The sequence below is a fragment of the Flavobacterium johnsoniae UW101 genome, from assembly GCF_000016645.1.
Taxonomy (GTDB): domain Bacteria; phylum Bacteroidota; class Bacteroidia; order Flavobacteriales; family Flavobacteriaceae; genus Flavobacterium; species Flavobacterium johnsoniae.
Genome location: NC_009441.1, coordinates 4911551 through 4931812, shown reverse-complemented (window position 1 = coordinate 4931812; position 20262 = coordinate 4911551). Strand labels below are relative to the sequence as shown.

Sequence of the window (20262 nt, the reverse complement as noted above, 5' to 3'; positions counted from 1 at the left end):
TTGCTCGTTCCTCGCAATGACGCAAAATCAGAACCAAAAAATAAAAAACCAATGTTTTCAAAAGACACAAAATACAACTTCAAATTAAAAACCGCTTTCATAATGCTGGTAACTGTCTGCGTCCAAGCCACAGCACAAACCACAGCATGGAAACCAGCTTCATTTGAAATTGTAAAATCAAAATACAAGACATTCAAAACCGCACAATACGCTCATGTATTTTCAGGAAGCAAACACAATATTGCCCGTTTAGCTCCAGAATTGCAAGGCTTAACAGGAATTGAACTTCCTTTAGATAAATATAAAAATGAAAATAATGCTCCATTACAATTAAAATTTAAAGAACAAGTTCAGGTTTTGATTGGAGTTTTTCAAGAAAATAATTCAGATTATCTTCAAGCTGATAAGTTTCAAAATGTCAAATTAATTTTAGAAAACGGATTGACCATTACAGGTTTACCTCCAGTAAATGTATATGCGATTTCTTTCTCAAAAGGAACACAAACATTAAATTTTGGAAAAGGATTATTTGCAGTTTTAGGAGTTGTAAAAGCTTCTGAAAAACTAGAACCAAGAAACGCCAATTTTCCAGATGGAAAACTTTGGAATCCAACTTTTATCGTAGAAGGATTTTCAGATGAAAAACCGCTTTTCGAAGTTATTGGCGGAGAAAATAAACCCGTTATTGATGAAGGAATGTCTGGAACTGAAGGAATTCAGGGTGGTTTTGAAGGCGGACGCGTTGTAAAAGTTGGCGATATGTATCACATGTTTCCAACTGAAAGAGCAGGTGAAAAAGGCGTTGATTACTATTACGATCGTGTAAAAACCAAAATCGGACATTGGACAAGTAAAGATGCAATCCATTGGAAAAGAGAATCAACTATTTATCAAGCAAGCGGAACTTATGCCGTTACAGAAGATGATAATCCAATGAATGATCGTCGTGCAGCTATTTGGTCTTATATGCCAATTTTCAACGAAAAAGCAAACAAATGGTATGGCTATTATTTGGCGTATACGGTAAGTAAAGAAATAGAACCAAATCATTCATTCGGAAGAATTTGGCGTTGTGAATCGACTGTAGATGGAATCGACGGAATTGGTGGTCCTTATAAAAATATTGGAATCATTATGGAACCAGGATTAGATTCTCTACCATGGGAAGGTCGTCAGGGTGTTGCTTCCTTTTTTCCTTATCAGGTAGGCGATAAATACTTCGGATTTTACAGCGGTGCGTATCCGTTCAATTCATGGGCAGATTATCCGAAAAAATCAGGAAAGGGATGGTTTGTTGCATTAGCTGAATCAAAAAGTTTAGAAGGTCCTTGGTTGAGAATGAATAAAGGTTTGGAACCAATTAAGACCATGCATCCGTTATTCGTAGAAAATCCAATTGTAAGTCAGTTGCCAAACGGAATGTACATCGCGATTTTCGACGGAGGGCCAGACGGCTGGGGGCATCATTTACCAAATATGATTGCGTATTCATTATCTGCAGACGGAATCAATTGGGCAGAAGCACATTATTTACCAATAGAAACTAAAGTCGATAAATGGTGGGATATTATGCGAACGCCTTTGTGTTTAATCCCAGAAGGAAATGACGTTTACACTATAGTCTATAACGCCATCGACCTAAAAAGAAGATTTCATCCAACAGGAATGGTAAAGGTAAAATTGAATAAAGATGTGATGGAGTCTAAATTAAAGGAATTGAAAAAATAAATTAAAGTTTCCCGCAGATTTTGCAGATCAGGCAGATAAAAAAATCAGCTAAATCAGCAAAATCTGCGAGAGAAACAAAATAAAATCCGCGTCATTCGCGTACCAAAATATAACCAAAAAATGAAAATTAAATATCTAATCCTAGCCATTTCAGCACTAGCCATAACTAGCTGTGCAACCAAATACAAGAAAAGAGAAATTACCGACAACGTAATGCAGGAGATTTACGAAGAAATCAAAACTCCTTATAAATACGGTTTGGTGATGGTTCCTACCGATAACTCATACAAAATGGATTGTCCAAGTGTTTTTAGAAAAGACGGAAAATGGTATATGACCTATTTAATTTATGATGGAAGAGGTTACGAAACTTGGCTTGCGGAAAGCGACAATCTTTTAGATTGGAAACATCTGGGAAAAGTAATGTCCTTCTCAGAAAATGAAAAACACTGGGATGTGAACCAAAAAGCAGGGTATATTTCGTTACAAGATTTGACTTGGGGCGGAAGCTACGAATGGGAAAAATACGATGACAAATACTGGATGAGTTATTTTGGCGGAGACAGCAAAGGTTATGAAGCAGGAGTATTATCAATCGGAATGGCATATACCAAAGAAGCACCGACAAAACCACATGAATTCCAAAGATTAGAAAGTCCGGTTTTGACTCCAAAAGACAAAGAGGCCAGATGGTGGGATAATAGTACGATGTACAAAAACAGTGTAATTCGTGATAAAGATAAATTGACAGGACACAATTTTATCATGTATTATAATGCCCGCGGTGATAGTATAAATCCTGCGAAAGGAGCAGAACGTATTGCGATGGCAGTATCAAACGACATGAAAACATGGAAGCGTTATGGCGATAAACCATTAATCAATCATCATAAAGGAATTTCGGGTGATGCTTATATTCAGCGAATTAATGATACTTGGGTAATGTTCTATTTTGGAGCTTTCTGGACGGGTTGGAATCAAGGTGCATTTAACCGTTTTGCCGTTTCGAATGATTTGGTAAACTGGACGGACTGGAAAGGCGACAATTTAGTTAAATCATCTGAACCATACGATGATATGTTCGCGCATAAATCATTTGTAGTTAAACATGATGGGATTGTGTATCATTTTTACTGCGCCGTTAACAAAGCAGAACAAAGAGGAATCGCAATTGCAACGTCCAAAGATTTAGGAAAAAGCAAATTGAATTTTGTAGCACCACCGGAGAAAAAGAAGAAGAATTAGGAGGAAAGTACAAAGTACAAAGAATTAAGATACAGTACATTTTAAACCTGACAGGTTTTTAAAACCTGTCAGGTTTAATTACACAAAAGTAAATAAAGACTCAGTTTTGTCATTTCGACGAAGGAGAAATCTCCACAAGTAGCTCCACACAGAAAGGCTACCAATCTTTGTAGAATATCGCACGGGGATTCCTCCTTCGTCGGAATGACAAAAAAACTAAAAATAAAATAATGTTTCAGTCAATTCAAAATAATAACTTTTCAAGGTTTCGATTTTCGATACCAACATCGGTATTCACATTTTTCATCTTACTTCTAACAACTTACACTCACGCCCAATCCGTAACAGGAGAACCAGCAGGAGTCCCAGAATTGCATAAAAAATACGAATTTGCTCCTTGGGAAGACCCAACAATTACGAGCATCAATAGACAACCTTCAAGAGCAACTGCTTATTCTTATTCTTCTGTTGAAGATGCTTTAAAAGGCGACAGAACCAAAAGTCGAATCCAAATGCTAAACGGCGATTGGGATTTTAAATATGCTGTAAATCTAAAAGAAGCTTCAAAAGATTTCTATAAAAATACCGTTTCAGGGTGGGATAAAATCGAAGTGCCTTCAAACTGGGAAATGAAAGGATACGATAACCCAATTTATAAAAGTGCCGTTTATCCGTTTAGACCTATAAATCCGCCTTACATTCCTAAAGATTATAACGGAGTTGGTTCTTACCAGAGAAGTTTTACTGTTCCTGAAAACTGGAAAGACATGACTATTACGCTTCATTTCGGAGCCGTAAGTTCAGGTTTTGAGGTTTGGTTAAATGGAGAATTTTTAGGTTATGGCGAAGATAGTTTTCTGCCGTCAGAATTTGATATTACACCCTATTTAAAAGCGGGAGAAAATGTAGTTTCTGTTCGTGTAATCCGTTGGACAGATGGTTCTTATTTAGAAGATCAGGATCACTGGCGAATGAGCGGAATCCAGCGTGAAGTTTTCATTATGGCAGAGCCGAAACTACGTATTCAGGATTTCTTTGTTCAAACCAAATTAGACAAACAATATACAGATGCTATTTTTAAACTGCGTCCGAAAGTGGAGAATTTGACTGGAGCAAAAATTAAAGATTATACGATGAATGTTCAATTGTACGATGCTAATAATACAGCAATGTTCAAAGAACCGCTTCAACGACCTGTGATAGATTTGATTAATGAAAGTTATCCTCGTTTGGACAATGTTCGTTTCGGATTCTTTCAGGAAACCATCAAAAATCCAAAAAAATGGAGTTCAGAAGAACCGAATTTATATACAATGGTTATTTCGATAAAAGATAAAAACGGAAATGTTACTGAAGCAAAAAGCTGTAAAGTTGGTTTCCGTTCGATTGAATTTTCGAGAGAGAACGGGAAAATGCTCATTAACGGAAAAGAAACCTATGTGTATGGTGTAAACCGTCACGATCATCATCCAACAAGAGGAAAAGCCGTGACGAGAGAAGATATCAAGCAAGATATCACCACGATTAAAAAGTTCAATTTCAACTTTATACGTACTAGCCATTATCCAAACGATCCTTATTTCTACGAATTATGCGATCAATACGGAATCATGGTAATGGATGAAGCCAATCAGGAAACTCACGGAATTGGCGGAAAATTAAGCAACGACCCGCTTTGGACAAATGCTTATATGGAAAGAATGATTCGAATGGTTGAAAGAGATAAAAATCATCCGTCGGTTGTAATGTGGAGTTTAGGTAACGAAGGCGGAAAAGGGCCAAATCATGCAGCAATGTCGGGCTGGGTTCACGATTTTGATATTACACGTCCCGTACATTACGAACCAGCACAAGGAAATGCAAAATTAGACGGTTATATTGATCCGCTTGATCCAGGATATCCAAAAACGATCGATCACGCTTATCGATTCGAAAATCCGCAGGATGATTCATATGTCGATATGGTAAGCCGTTTTTATCCGGGCGTTTTCACACCAAAATTTTTAGTAGATCAAAAGAAAGATACACGTCCGATTATTTTCGTCGAATACTCTCATGCGATGGGAAATTCAGTTGGAAATTTAAAAGAATTATGGGATGAATTCCGTTCGCTTCCAAGAGTTATCGGTGGCTGTATTTGGGAATTTAAAGATCAGGGAATCTTGAAATTTGATTCGAGATCAGGGCAGAATTATTTTGCTCACGGAGGAGATTTTGGCGAAAAATATCATGACGGAAACTTCAATACAAAAGGAATTGTAGATTCTAACGGAAAACCAAAAGGTTCTATTTTTGAGAATAAATGGGTGTATCAGCCAGCGATTTCAACTTTAAACGGAAATCAATTAGAAATTAAAAATCGTCAAGCTGTTAAATCTTTAGAACAATATATTCCAGTTTTAAAAGTGTTGGAAAACGGAAACGTAATCAAAACTCAGATTTTAAAACCATTCAAAGTAGAAGCAGGACAATCAACAACTTTAGATATCAGTTCTTATCTTCCAAAAATGAAAGTCGATGCCGAATATATTTTAAATATAGAATTCCAGCTTTCAAAAGATGAATTATGGGCTTCAAAAGGTTATGCTGTCGCGGAAGATCAGTTTATATTGAAAAAGAAAGAAACCGTTTCTCTAGAATCTAAAAAAGAAACTTTAAACGTTTCTGAATCCGATTCAGATTTCAAAATCAAAGGAAAAACTTTTGATATTACAATTGGGAAAACAAATGGAGCTTTAAGTTCTTATATTTTTAACGGAGAAGAACAAGTTTTTGCACCTCTATTGCCAAACTTCGTGAGGCCACTTACAGACAACGATAAACGTGGATGGAAATCGCAAAAACTATTGAAACAATGGTATAAAGCAAAAACAAAATTGGTCAACATTTCAATTGATAAATCAGCTTCAGAAATCAAAATTACAAGCGATTATGAATTTATAAAAGACAGTGCGAACGTAAAAGTAGTTTACAACATTTTACCAAACGGATTGATCAAAGTAGATTACAGCTTAAAAGCTTCAAACAAATTGCCAAACATTCCAAAAATCGGAATGCAGATGGGAGTTCAAAGAAAATTTGATCAGATTTCATGGTACGGTAAAGGAGAGCTGGAAAATTACAGCGACAGAAGTTTTGGTTCGTTTGTTGGGAAATATTCGCTTCCAATAAATGATTTTATCGAACATTATCCAAAACCGCAAGAAAACGGAAACCGATGTGATGTAAGATGGATGGCATTAAGCACTCCGCAGAAAAACAATGGGTTTTTAGTAGTAAACGATAATAAAGTTTTAAGTATGAGCGCGTGGCCGTATACGCAGGAAAACTTAAGTTCATCTGGTCATACATACGATTTAAAAGATCCAGGATTTTTAACGGTAAATATCGATTTAATCCAGATGGGAGTAGGAGGAAACGACAGCTGGACATTGGTTGCACAGCCTTTAGAACAATATCAGATTAAATCTGGAAATTATGAGTATAGTTTTTATTTGACGCCTTTCAGCGGTTCAAAAAATGAATTGGAAAATAGTTTGAAGAAGTTTAAGTATTGATAATTGATAATTGATAATTGATAATTGATAATTTTAAAATTAAGAACTATAAATTAAAGATACAGTTTGTCATTTCGACGAAGGAGAAATCTTCGTAAGAAACTCCACAAAGATTGGACTTTCGTTACGGAGCTACTTGTGGAGATTTGCTTCGCCTATTCGCTATCGCTCGGGTCTCCTTCGTCGAAATGACAAAAAAATGCGATATATAAAACCCTGTCGGGTTTACAAACGAAATAAAACAAAGAATAATGTTTCAAAAAAAACACCTCTTTTTTATACTACTTTTAGCAAGCATTGTCTCTGCACAGGAAGTTCATAAAAAAGAAACCAACTTTCAGCCAACATTAGAATCCTCGAAACCTTGGGTGTATTGGTATTGGATGAAATCGGCGTATTCTAAACCCGGAATTACGGCCGATTTAGAAGCGATGAAACAAGCTGGGATTGCAGGAGCTTATTTAATGACTATTAAAGGGCCAGCAAATCCGCCATTGATAGATCCGCCGGTTTTACAATTGACGCCTGAATTTTGGGATATGATTCATTGGGCTTTTAAAGAAGCAGATCGTTTGGGGTTAAAACTAGCTTTTCATGGAGCAGACGGATTTGCCGTTGCAGGTGGTCCGTGGATTACACCAGAAATGTCAATGCAGAAAATAGTTTGGTCAACTACTGAAATTTTAGGAGGGAAAAAAGTTACTTCAAAATTGCCAGTTCCAGCGCATTACAAAGACTATTATAAAAACATTGCCACTTTTGCGATTCCAATTAAAGAATACGAAATCACTTCGCAGATGCAACTGCCAAAAGTAACCACATCAAACAATACTGACGCATCGTTTTTGGCTGATCCTAAAAAAGACGAAAACTTCAAGTTTGCCGATGCAGGATGGATTCAGTATGAATTTGCACAGCCTTTTACTTGCAAATCAATTGTAATTGAAACTAAAGGAAGAGATTTTCAGGCGCAACGTCTTATTGTAGAAGTGAGCGATGATGGAGTCAATTTTAGATTCCACGAAAGAATGATCGCACCGCGTCACGGCTGGCAGGATATGGATTTCCCGAATACACATACTATTACGCCTGTTACGGCAAAGTATTTCAGATTTGTTTGCGATCCAAAAGGAACAGAACCCGGAGCAGAAGATTTGGATTTTGCGAAGTGGAAACAGAATCTGAAAGTCAGTAAAATAACCCTTTCGAATCAATCACTGATTAATAATTACGAAGGGAAATCAGGCGCAATCTGGCGTTTGACTCCACAAACTACTGAAAAAGAAATTCCGAATTCTGATGCTTTCAAAAAGTCAGAAATCATTAATATCTCCAATTTTGTTGATGCCGATGGAAACCTAAACTGGAAAGCACCAAAAGGGAAATGGAAAATTCTCCGAATGGGGCATACTTCTACAGGACATGAAAATGCAACTGGCGGAGCAGGAAAAGGATTGGAAGTCGACAAATTTAATCCCGAATTAATTCGTTTTCAGTTGGATCATTGGTTTGGAGAAGCCGTTCGTTCTGCTGGTCCAGAATTGACTTCAAAAGTTCTGGAAATTCTGCATTTTGACAGCTGGGAATGTGGAAGCCAAAATTGGTCTTCGGTTTTTCAGACAGAATTTAAAAAGAGACGTGGTTATGATCTTGTAGAATATCTGCCAGTTATGGCTGGAATTCCAGTAGAAAGTGCCGATTTCTCAGAGAAAGTTTTATACGATATTAGAAAAACAATTGCCGACTTAGTGGCCGATAATTTCTACGGAACAATCGCTCAGATTGCTAAAGAATATAATGTTAAGCTGAGTGCGGAAAATGTAGCGCCAGTTGTAACAAGCGATGCATTGCTTCATTATAAATATGTCGATTATCCAAGTGGAGAATTTTGGCTGAAAAGCCCAACCCACGATAAACCTTTTGACATGGTTGATGCCATTTCGGGCGGACATATTTACGGAAAAGATATTATTCAGGCTGAATCTTTTACGGCTCTGAGAATGGATTGGGATGAACATCCCGGAAATCTAAAAACAACGGCTGACAGAAATTATGCTTTAGGAATTAACCGTTTATTCTATCACGTTTTTGTACATAATCCATGGACGGACAGAAAACCCGGAATGACTTTAGATGATATTGGAACTTTTTTCCAAAGAGATCAAACATGGTGGAAACCCGGAAAAGCGTGGTTTGATTATTGTCAAAGAGTGCAGTTTCAATTGCAAAAAGGAAAACCTATAATTGACTTGGCGGTTTTTAGTGGTGAAGATTTTCCTTCCCGTTCTTTTGTTCCAGATCGATTAGTGCCTTTTATTCCGAATGTGTTTGGAAAAGAAAGATTGGAAAGCGAGAAAATCCGTTTAGAAAATGAAGGTCAGCCAACGGCAAAAATGCCAAAAGAAGTAACCTATTCTAAAAATATTACCGATTTATCGCAATGGATTAATCCACTAAATGGTTATCAATATGATTCTTTCAATGCTGATGTTTTGATTAATAGAGCGAAAGTGATAAACGGAAAAATTTCATTTGAAGGCGGAATTGAATATGGAGCTTTATTCTTCCCAGGAAGTCACAAAATGGCACCAAATAAGATGCTTTCTTTGGCGTCCGCCGAAAAAATCCTGCAATTGCTAAAAGACGGCGCAACTATTTTTGTAGATGAAAAACCAAACCTTCAGCCAGGAGTTCAATCAGAAGCCGATCAAAAGAAATGGCAGAATGTAATTGACGAAATCTGGAATAATACCAATTCAGCAACATGGAAAATTGGCAAAGGAACTGTTATCAAATTACCGTATTTAGGAAATGATTTTGCTTCAATTGGAATTTCTCAAGACGTTTATTTCACAAATTTAAATAGAGTCGATTCTGAAACATTAGCTTGGGCGCATCGTAAATCGGATACTGAAGATATTTATTTCATTTCCAATCAAAAAGCAGAAAAAAGAACATTTGACGCTTCGTTTAGAATTTTAGGAAAAGTACCGCAATGGTACAATCCTGTTACCGACAAAACGTCAGCTTTAGACAATTGGAAAATAGAAAACGGAAGAACAATTGTTTCGATAACTTTAGATGCAAACGAATCTGGTTTTGTGATGTTTAAAGAAGAGACGAAAGAAATTTTAGCAAAAGGAAGATCTTCTGAATTTGAGAAAGTGCAGACTTTAGACGAAAACTGGAAATTGCAATTTGATACAGAATTTAAAGGGCCAAAAGAAGTGGTAAAAATAAACAAGCTTTTTGACTGGAGCACTTCTGAAAATGATCAGATTAAGTATTATTCTGGAACGGTAGTTTATAAAAAAGAGTTTATCTGGAAAGGAAAAGATAGCAGTAAAACTTGGTTGGATTTAGGTGAAATCTCAAATATTGCCGAAATCAAAATCAACGGAAAAGATTGCGGAGCGCTTTGGACTTTCCCTTTCAAAACTGATATTTCAAAAGCTTTACAAAAAGGAAAAAATACGATAGAAATTAAAGTCACAAATACGTGGGCAAATAGATTAATTGGTGACCAAAAATTGCCAAAAGAAGAAAGGTTAACGTGGACAACAGCGCCGTTTCGATTAGAAGGAGAACCTTTGTTGAAAGCGGGATTGTTAGGGCCAGTAATTATTGTAAAAGAAAAATAAAAGTTAGCCACAGATTAAAGGATTAAAAGGATTATTTTTTTGACAAAGAAAGAAGTTAGTTGCCTCCAGCTTTAGCTGGAGGTTAAGAAAAATACACAACAGGGCTTTAGCCAAAAAGTTAGTTTGGCTAAAGCCCATTGAAAATAAACATTTAATATCCCTCCAGCTAAAGCTGGAGGCAATTGAAAAATAAATATTCGCCACAGATTAAAGGATTCCCACAGATTAATAATCCTTTTAATCTGTGGCAAAAAAAAATAAAAAAATGAAAAAAACAATTATTGCATTATTAACGATTTTAGCGAGTCTTCAAATCAATGCTAAAATCAAATTGCCAGCATTGTTCTCTGACAACATGATGTTGCAGCAAAAATCGAATGCACTCATTTGGGGCTGGGCAGAAAAGAACGCCAACATTGTAATCAAAACTTCTTGGGATTCTAAAACCTACAAGGTAAAAGCAGACGCTTCAGGTAAATGGAAAACAGAATTAAAAACGGTTTCATTTGGTGGCCCATACACAATTGAAGTATCGGAAGGAAACGAAAAAGTAACTATCAAAAATGTCTTGTTGGGTGAAGTTTGGCTTTGTTCGGGACAATCTAATATGGAAATGCCGTTGAAAGGATTTCAAGGGCAACCAGTGAAAAACGGAAACGAAATCATCGTAAGATCAGCCAATAAAAACATTCGTTTAATTACGATTCCAAGAGCAACAGTTTTAGAACCTTTGCAAGATTTTGAAGGAAAATGGGAAGAAGCTTCCCCAAAATCAACCTCCAATTTTAGTGCGACGGCTTGGTATTTTGGTTCGCTTTTGCAGGAAGTTTTAAATGTTCCGGTTGGTTTGATTCACGTTTCATACGGAGGTTCAAGCATGGAAGCTTGGATGAATCAGGAAATGCTGAAGGATTTTGCAAGCGCTAAAATTCCGACCACAAAAGAAGAATTGGCAAAAGACCCAAATCGTGTACCAACGACTTTGTTTAACGGAATGCTTTCGCCTGTAATTGGTTACGGAATAAAAGGTTGTATCTGGTATCAGGGTGAATCAAATTACGAAAGAGCTAGTGAATATACTGCTTTAATGAAGAAAATGGTAAGCAGTTGGAGAGCGTTGTGGAATCAAGGAGATTTTCCTTTTTATTTTGCTCAGATTGCACCGTTTAATTACGCTTCATTTCATCCAAAAGATTATTTAGAAAAATACAATTCAGCTTATTTGAGAGAGGCGCAATTAAAAGCTTCAAAGGAAATTCCGAATTCAGCAATGGCAGTTTTAATGGATGTTGGAGAAGAAAACAATATTCATCCAATGGATAAAGAAAAAGGCGGAGACAGATTGGCTTTTCAGGCTTTGGCCAGAACGTACGGAATTGAAGGTTTCGAATTCGAAAGTCCGAAATACAAATCAATGGAAATAAAAGACGGCGCTGTAACGGTTTCTTTTGATGATGTTAATAACGGAATTACATCTTATGACAAAGAAGTTTTAGGTTTTGAAATAGCGGGAGCAGACAAAGTTTTTTATCCAGCAAAAACTGTGGTAAGAAGAAAATCGGTGGTTCTGACTTCGGATAAAGTGAAAAATCCTGTTGCAGTTCGTTATTTATGGAAAGATTTCGCTAAAGCGGAATTGTTTAGCGCAGGCGGTTTGCCGGTTTCTTCGTTTAGAACAGACGAATGGTGATTTATAATTGTTAATTGTAAATGATTAATGATGAGTTTAACGACTAGTTTGTCATTTCGACGAAGGAGGAATCTTCGCAAGTAGCTCCGCAATCTTTGTCGATCATGCAACGAAGATTTCTCCTTCGTCGAAATGACAAAAAAACTTTAAAAAGAGTAAAATTGAAATACATTAAATACATACTTCTCTTCACAACGCTTTGCCTCAAAGCGCAAATTCCTACGCTCGATAATTACAATCAGGTTTGGACAACGCAAAGCAACAATTCATCAGAATCTATGCCTTTGGGTGGCGGTGATATTGGTATGAATGTTTGGGTCGAGAAAGGTGATTTGTATTTCTATTTTTCGCGAAGCGGCACTTTTGATGAACATAATACTTTATTGAAACTAGGAAGAGTAAAAGTGACTTTAAGTCCGAATCCGTTTGAAGGAAAAGATGGTTTTCATCAGGAATTAAAGCTCAAAGATGGTTATGTTTTAGTTGGGCAAAACAACACAAAAATAAAACTTTGGGTTGATGTTTTTAAACCGATTATTCATGTTGATTTAGAAAGTAAAAATCCGTTGAAAATGACTGCTTCTTACGAAAGCTGGCGTTATCAAAATCGTTATCCAAAAGGAAAAGAAAACAACGCTAATTCATATAAATGGGCGCCTCAAGGAGAACTTATTACATATAAAGATTCTATTTCGTTTGAAAATAATGGTGTCAAATTTTATCACAGAAATCGAGAAAATACTGTTTTTGATGTAGCGGTAAAACAGCAGAAAATGGAATCGGTTAAAGACCAAATGCTGAACCCGATTGCGAATCTGACTTTTGGTGGATTCATGAAAGGCGATAACTTAAAACCAGACGGAACATATCTTGGGAAATATCAGGATACGGATTTTAAAGGCTTTACTTTATCAAGCATAAAACCATCCAAAAAACAGGCATTAGAAATTTATTTAAACACCAGTCAATCTGATTTTGTTGCTTGGAATAATGGATTGAAAAGTTTCATTTCGGCAAATAAAAACACAGCAAAACAATCCGAAAAAAACACTCAAAAATGGTGGAATAATTTCTGGAACCGTAGTTTTATTTTTACTCAAAAAAATCAGTCAACTGCAAAAGATTCGGTGTATCAAATTGGACAGAATTATCAGTTGTTCAGATATATGCTTGGATGCAATGCGTACGGAAAATATCCAACCAAATTTAACGGCGGACTTTTTACCGTTGATCCTGTCCATACTAATAAAGACCTGAATTTCACACCCGATTTTAGAAATTGGGGAGGAGGAACTATGACAGCTCAAAATCAGCGATTAGTTTATTTTCCGATGGTGAAAAGCGGTGATTTTGATATGATGAAATCACAATTGGATTATTACGTAAGTCTTCAAAAAAATGCCGAATTACGTTCTAAAGTATATTGGAAACATAACGGATCTTCATTCACAGAACAATTAGAAAACTTTGGACTTCCAAATCCAGCTGAATACGAATGGACACGTCCCGCAGATTACGATCCGGGAATGGAATATAATGCGTGGCTAGAATATGAATGGGATACGGTTTTAGAATTCTGCCAAATGATGTTACAGCAAAAAGAATATGCTGGAGAAGACATTCAAAAATACAACCAATTCATTATAAGCTGTCTTAGATTTTTCGATGAACATTATCAATATTTAGCAAAGCAGAGAGGCAGAAAAGCTTTGGATGGAAATGGAAAATTAATTCTTTTTCCGGGTTCGGGAGCTGAAACTTATAAAATGGCGAATAATGCCAATAGCACGATTTCGGCTTTGCAAGTTATTACAGAAAACCTTTTAAACCTTTCGGGTAACCACTTGTCAAAAGAAGAGTCAGAATATTTAAAAGCATTTCAAACGAGAATTCCGCCTTTGAATTTTGGGCAGATTGAAAATCATAAAGTTTTACTTCCTGCTAAAACTTGGGAAAGAGTGAATAATTCAGAAGTTCCGCAATTATATCCCGTTTATCCGTGGGGAATTTACGGCGTAGGAAAACCTGATTTAAAAACGGCTTTAAATACTTGGAAATACGATTCTGATGCATTGAAATTTAGAAGTCATGTAGGTTGGAAACAGGATAATATTTTCTCCGCTCGTTTGGGTTTAACCGAAGAAGCGATGAAATACAATACACTAAAAATGGCCAGTTCAGAAAGACGTTTTCCAGCATTTTGGGGTCCTGGATTTGACTGGGTTCCAGATCATAATTGGGGCGGATCGGGGATGATTGGCATGCAGGAAATGCTTTTGCAGGAAGCAGACGGGAAAATCTATCTTTTTCCAGCATGGCCAAAAGATTGGAACGTTCATTTTAAATTACATGCCAAACAAAATACAACAATTGAAGCCGAACTCATGAATGGAGAATTTAAGGTTTTAAAAGTAATTCCAGAAGAAAGAAAAAAAGACATTATAAATCTGCTAGGAAAATCTGAAGCAGAGAAAACAAAATTAAACTAACTATTGCTAATTAAAATGATAAAGAAATTAATAAGCGGTGCTGTTTTGTCCTTGCTTTTGACCACAAACGGACAAGCACAATCAGTTGCAAATACTGATAAACAAATTGTAAAAGTTGACTTTGATTTTTTTCAAAGAAGACTAGAAGAAGTTCACGATCCAAGTTACGATTCGTGGGTGATTAATGAAGGAAAAGAAGCTGAAAAATCATTTAATAATGTATCTTTTAAGTTAAAAGGAAACTTTACTTCAAAATGGTACAAAGTCGGAATGAGTGCTCCGTTTTACAATAAATTAGGAAGTGACGGTTTGGTTACGGCCGAAAATTTGGAATTGAAAATCAGTGGACTGAAAGCAGGAAAACATACACTTTTGACATTTCATAACGCTTTTGATGTCATTACAGGAAAAACTTTTTCTCCGATAAAAATCTACGTAAACGGAAAACTTCAGGAAACCGTAAATGCAAGTCAAAGAGCCAATGCTAAAATTGATGCTTCGATGGCGTATATTACTTTTAATGCTGAAAAAGGAAAAGATGTAATTGTTCGTTTTGAAATTGATCCTACTTCAAACCCAGATATTATAAAACAGATTGTAATCAACGGCTTTGAAATTGATACGCCAAACCTTATGTATCAGGCTCGTACTCCTGAACCCAAAAATAGAGACGAGCATGTTGAAGTGGGTAAAACTTTGACTCTAAAATGGGATGCTGTAAAAAACGTAGCATCGCATAAAATATATTTCGGTGAAGATAAAAATGCGGTAGAAAACGCAACTGAATCTTCAAAAGAATTTAAAGGAAAATTAACAGAGAAATCTTTTACAGTTTCTGATTTATATTCGGGAACAACTTATTATTGGAGAGTCGATGAAGTGGATAATAATGGCGAAGTTACATTAGGAAATGTTTGGTCATTTAAACCTGCACAATTGGCGTTTCCAGGTGCAGAAGGTTACGGACGTTATGCCGTAGGAGGTCGTGGCGGAAAAGTGATTGAAGTAACCAATTTAAATGACGATGGTCCGGGAAGTTTACGCGATGCCATCAATCAGGAAATTGGTCCAAGAACAATCGTTTTCAATGTTTCGGGAAATATAAAACTAGCTTCGAGATTAGTAGCAAATCAGCCCTATATTACTATTGCAGGACAAACGGCTCCGGGTGAAGGAATCACAATCAGCAGAGCGCCAATTGGGTTGACAGGAAATGATGGTGTAATTCGATTTTTGAAAGTGAGAATTGGTGGTGGAACTACTTTTGACGGAATGGGATTAACAGGCGCAGATTATAGTATTATAGATCATTGCTCGATCAGCTGGACTATTGATGAATCGTTTAGTTCGCGTGGCGCACATCATATTACTTTACAACGAACTTTAATTTCTGAAGCTTTAAACATTGCGGGACATGATAAATATCCTGCTGGAAAAATGCACGGTTTTGCAGCAACAATTGGTGGAGATATTGGTAGTTTTCATCACAATTTATTGGCACATAACCAAGGTCGTAACTGGAGTATTGGTGGTGGCTTAAATGGTGACGGTTATTACACAGGAAGATTGGATATTACGAACAATGTGGTTTACAACTGGGGAGGAAGAACAACTGACGGAGGAGCAAACGAAGTGAATTTTGTAAACAATTTTTACAAGCCAGGCGCTTCAACTACCATATTTGTAGCCTTAAATGCACAACACGAAGGTGTCGGAAAAGGTATGCAGCGTTATTATTTTAACGGAAATATTATGCCAGGTTACTTTGATGAGAAATCTCAGGATAAAGGCAGAAAATCTACTATAAGCCATAATGAGAAAGTAGATTATGAAACTTTTGTAGACAAACCATTTTTTCCTTCTTATGTAGAAACGCAATCAGCTAAAGCGGCTTATAAAAATGTGCTTTCAGATGTTGGTGCTAATCAGCCGTTTTTTGATAAACACGATAACAGAATTGTAGAGGAAACTTTAAAAGGAACTTTTACTTATAAAGGAAGTAAAAGCGGTTTAGGCGGTATGATTGATAATGAACAGGATGCAGGCGGATGGCCAAATTTTGTATCAGAAACTCGTCCGGCAGATTGGGATACAGATCATGACGGTTTGCCAAACTGGTGGGAAAAAGCTTTTGGGTTAAATGAAAATTCGCCTGCTGGAGATTTTTCAAATGCTAATCAGGATAATGATAAAGACGGATTTACGCAGTTGGATAATTATTTAGATTGGCTGGCGCAACCTCATTATTTTTTGAATTTAAAAGGTAAAAAAGTTTTAAATGTAGCAGATTATTTCAAAGGCTATGAAAACAAACCAGTTTATACTTTCTCTGATCTTAAAAATGGAAAAGTGGTTTTAAAAGGAAAAGAAATTCAGTTTACAACTGTTGAAAAAGGATTTGCTTCTTTCGTTCTAACCGTAAAAGATGCAGACGGAGATTCAATGAGCAGAACGATTAATTTCTTTATTAAATAAAAAAATGGGTTTGCCACGAATTACACGAATTGCACTAATTTTTTCTTTTTCTTGCCACAGATTAAAAGGATTAAATTGATTTTATACTAAATAATCTGTGCTAATTCTTTTAATCTGTGGCAAAAAACTAATTCGTGGAAATTAGTCTAATTCGTGGCAAACAAAAAATAAATTCAAAATGAAAAAGAACATCATCATATCCTCTTTATTTCTTTCAACCGTAATCTTTGCGCAGAACAAAGGTTTGGTTGCCAATTCAGAAAGTCCGTATTCGAAATTACAAAGTGTTGGTTTGCAAGATGTAAAATGGACAAACGGTTTTTGGAAAGAACAATTTGATGTAGAAACCAAAAATACTTTGCCATATATGTGGGATTTGTATCATAACGATGAGATTTCGCATGCTTACAAAAACTTCGAAATTGCTGCAGGTTTAAGTAAAGGAACTTTTAAAGGGCCTTCGTTTCATGATGGTGATTTCTATAAGATTTTTGAAGGAATGGCAGCAACTTATGCCGTTACAAAAGACAAAAAACTCGATGCTGAAATGGATAAAGCGATTGCGCTTTTTGCGAAAGTACAGCGCAAAGACGGTTATATTCATACGCCGGTTTTAATTGATGAACGCTGGGGGACTTTAGGGCCAGAAGAAGTTAAAAAACAATTGGGTTTCGAAAAATACAATATGGGACATTTGATGACTGCAGCTTGTATTCATTATCGTGCCACAGGAAAAACAAACTTTCTGAACATCGCAAAAGGTGTTGCCGATTTCTTGTATGATTTCTATAAAAAAGCTTCACCAGAATTGGCTCGAAATGCCATTTGTCCGTCTCATTATATGGGAATTGTCGAAATGTACAGAACGACCAAAAATCCGAAATACTTAGAGTTGGCTAATAATTTAATTGATATTCGCGGAACCACAAATGACGGAACCGATGATAATCAAGATAGAGTGCCGTTTAGACAGCAAACAACTGCAATGGGGCACGCTGTAAGAGCAAATTACCTTTATGCCGGAGTAGCCGATTTGTATGCAGAAACAGGAGAAAAGAAATTATTAGACAATTTAGAATCTATTTGGGATGATGTAACGTATCGTAAAATGTACATTACAGGGGGTTGTGGATCTTTATATGACGGCGTTTCGCCAGACGGAACTTCTTATGATCCAACTGTAGTTCAGAAAATTCATCAGGCTTACGGAAGACCTTTTCAATTGCCAAATGCAACGGCTCATACCGAAACCTGTGCTAATATTGGAAATGTTTTATGGAATTGGAGAATGCTTCAAATTACCGGAGATGCCAAATATGCTGATATTATAGAATTAGCTCTTTATAACAGTGTACTTTCTGGAATGGATTTAGAAGGAGAAAAATTCTTGTATAACAATCCGCTGAATGTTTCTAATGATTTGCCATTTCATCAACGTTGGGGGAATGAGCGTGAAGGATATATTGCCTTATCCAACTGTTGTGCACCAAACGTAACGAGAACAATTGCTGAAGTTGGAAATTATGCTTACAATATTTCGAAAGAAGGTTTGTATGTGAATTTATATGGAAGTAATCAATTGAAAACAAAATCTTTAAACGGAGAAGAAATCGAAATTGAACAGCAAACCAATTATCCGTGGGACGGAAAAATAACTTTGAAAATTGTGAAAGCTCCAAAAGATTTACAAAATTTCTTTTTAAGAATTCCGGGTTGGAGTCAGAATGCTGAAATTTTGATAAACAATTCAAAAATTAATGATAAAATTGTTTCAGGAACTTATTTGAAATTAAATCAGAAATGGAAAAAAGGAGATGTAATCGAATTGAATTTTCCAATGCCGGTTGAGTTAATGGAAGCGAATCCGTTGGTTGAAGAAGTTAAAAATCAGGTCGCTGTAAAAAGAGGACCTTTGGTATATTGCTTAGAATCTGATCAGCTTCCTGCGAAAGTAAGTGTAAATGATGTGGCTTTAAATTTGAAATCGAATTTCGCAACAAACAATTTCATATTGAATAATAGAAATTTAGTAAGCATTGATGCTGAAGCCGTTATAAATTCAAATAATTCATGGAATAAAACGTTGTACAAACCGCTTTCTTCTAAAAATGCAGATGCTGTACAAGTAAAATTGATTCCGTATTTTGCATGGGGAAATAAAGGAAAAGGGGAGATGACGGTTTGGATGTCGCACTAAATTTTGGACGCGGATGAAACGGATTGCCCTTGGCAAAACGCGGATTTAAACGGATTTTTAATTTTTGTCAAAGATATTAATCGCTCAGTTTGTCATTTCGACGAAGGAGAAATCTTCGCAAGTAGCTCGACAAAGATTTGCGATTAAGATTGCGGAGTTTCTAGTGTGATTCCTCGTTCCTCGGAATGACAAAAAACGAAATAAATAAAAAACATATGAAATACATTCTAACCTTATTTTTAATAACAACACTTTCAATATCAGCCCAAACGCTTGATAACAAATTGACATTAACCGTTGCTCAAGACGGTTCTGGAGATTTTAAAACGATTCAGGAAGCGGTGAATAATGTGAAAGATAATTCGGAGAAACGTGTTGTAATCACTATAAAACCAGGAAAGTATGTTGAGAAATTGGAAATTCCAGTTTCAAAACCCTTTATTACTTTAAAAGGTCTTGACAGAAATAAAACGATTATTTCATTTGATGATTATTCAGGAAAGCCGCTTCGTGAACCAGATCCGTCGGGTAAAAAAGAATTTGGAACAGGAACTTCGTATTCTTTCATAATTAAAGGAAATGATTGTACGCTTGAAAATCTTACTGTCGAAAATACGGCGGGAAGAGTAGGACAGGCGGTTGCACTTCACATTAAAGGCGATAGAGTAATTGTGAAGAATTGCAATCTTTTAGCAAATCAGGATACCCTTTATTTATCAGAAGGAAACACCCGAACTTATTTTGAAAACTGTTTCATTAACGGTACAACCGATTTTATCTTTGGCGCTGCAACGGCTTATTTTTATAAATGTACTATTGAAAGTTTAGTCAATTCCTATATTACCGCGGCTTCAACTCCGCAAGGGCAAGCTTATGGTTTTGTTTTTGTTGATTGCAAGCTTACTGCAAAAGACAAATCGGTAGACAAAGTATTTTTGGGAAGACCATGGAGACCTTATGCACAAACTGTTTTCATTAATACGGATATTGGTTCGCACATTATTCCAGAAGGATGGAATGCCTGGATAGATACTCGTTTTCCGGATAAAGATAAAACAGCTTATTACGCGGAATACGGAAGTAAAGGTGCAAGTACAAAAAATATCTCACAGCGAGTGTCATGGTCGTATCAATTAACTAAAGATGATATAAAAAAATACAATAAAGATTTAGTTTTGAATGGATGGAATCCGGCCAAATAAATTTAAAATTGAACTATCCTGCCTGAATTTATGTGTAT

At 36.1% G+C, this 20262-nt stretch carries 9 protein-coding genes; all 9 read left to right on the top strand.

The window, feature by feature from the left end:
- Window positions 1-51 precede the first annotated feature (51 nt).
- Complete coding sequence (locus FJOH_RS21215; protein WP_012026078.1) at window positions 52-1728, top strand: glycoside hydrolase family protein; 1677 nt, start codon at window positions 52-54, stop codon at window positions 1726-1728.
- 120 nt (window positions 1729-1848) lie between these two features.
- Window positions 1849-2973: a glycoside hydrolase family protein gene (locus FJOH_RS21210; protein ID WP_012026077.1), complete on the top strand. Its 1125-nt coding sequence runs from the start codon at window positions 1849-1851 to the stop codon at window positions 2971-2973.
- A gap of 230 nt (window positions 2974-3203) precedes the next feature.
- A complete protein-coding gene (locus FJOH_RS21205; RefSeq protein ID WP_012026076.1) occupies window positions 3204-6530 on the top strand; it encodes a glycoside hydrolase family 2 TIM barrel-domain containing protein in 3327 nt (1108 codons plus the stop codon).
- A gap of 251 nt (window positions 6531-6781) precedes the next feature.
- Complete coding sequence (locus tag FJOH_RS21200) at window positions 6782-10171, top strand: glycosyl hydrolase (protein ID WP_012026075.1); 3390 nt, start codon at window positions 6782-6784, stop codon at window positions 10169-10171.
- Window positions 10172-10436: 265 nt separating this feature from the next.
- Window positions 10437-11861 carry a sialate O-acetylesterase gene (locus tag FJOH_RS21195; protein WP_012026074.1) on the top strand — a complete coding sequence of 475 codons (1425 nt, stop codon included), beginning with the start codon at window positions 10437-10439 and terminating at the stop codon, window positions 11859-11861.
- A gap of 161 nt (window positions 11862-12022) precedes the next feature.
- Entirely contained in the window at window positions 12023-14350 is a 2328-nt protein-coding gene (locus FJOH_RS21190) for a DUF5703 domain-containing protein (protein ID WP_044048487.1), read from the top strand.
- Window positions 14351-14365: 15 nt separating this feature from the next.
- On the top strand, window positions 14366-16825 hold the full coding sequence (locus FJOH_RS21185) for a pectate lyase family protein (RefSeq protein ID WP_012026072.1): 2460 nt from the start codon (window positions 14366-14368) through the stop codon (window positions 16823-16825).
- A gap of 178 nt (window positions 16826-17003) precedes the next feature.
- Window positions 17004-19022 carry an aceric acid hydrolase gene (locus FJOH_RS21180; RefSeq protein ID WP_012026071.1) on the top strand — a complete coding sequence of 673 codons (2019 nt, stop codon included), beginning with the start codon at window positions 17004-17006 and terminating at the stop codon, window positions 19020-19022.
- Between the two features lie 215 nt (window positions 19023-19237).
- Entirely contained in the window at window positions 19238-20224 is a 987-nt protein-coding gene (locus FJOH_RS21175) for a pectinesterase family protein (protein ID WP_012026070.1), read from the top strand.
- The last annotated feature ends 38 nt before the right edge of the window (window positions 20225-20262 follow it).

Bases quoted from the DNA above. Each gene is read 5' to 3' on its own strand.
- FJOH_RS21215 (WP_012026078.1), top strand. From the start codon at position 52: ATGTTTTCAAAAGACACAAAATACAACTTCAAATTAAAAACCGCTTTC.
- FJOH_RS21210 (WP_012026077.1), top strand. From the start codon at position 1,849: ATGAAAATTAAATATCTAATCCTAGCCATTTCAGCACTAGCCATAACT.
- FJOH_RS21205 (WP_012026076.1), top strand. From the start codon at position 3,204: ATGTTTCAGTCAATTCAAAATAATAACTTTTCAAGGTTTCGATTTTCG.
- FJOH_RS21200 (WP_012026075.1), top strand. From the start codon at position 6,782: ATGTTTCAAAAAAAACACCTCTTTTTTATACTACTTTTAGCAAGCATT.
- FJOH_RS21195 (WP_012026074.1), top strand. From the start codon at position 10,437: ATGAAAAAAACAATTATTGCATTATTAACGATTTTAGCGAGTCTTCAA.
- FJOH_RS21185 (WP_012026072.1), top strand. From the start codon at position 14,366: ATGATAAAGAAATTAATAAGCGGTGCTGTTTTGTCCTTGCTTTTGACC.
- FJOH_RS21180 (WP_012026071.1), top strand. From the start codon at position 17,004: ATGAAAAAGAACATCATCATATCCTCTTTATTTCTTTCAACCGTAATC.
- FJOH_RS21175 (WP_012026070.1), top strand. From the start codon at position 19,238: ATGAAATACATTCTAACCTTATTTTTAATAACAACACTTTCAATATCA.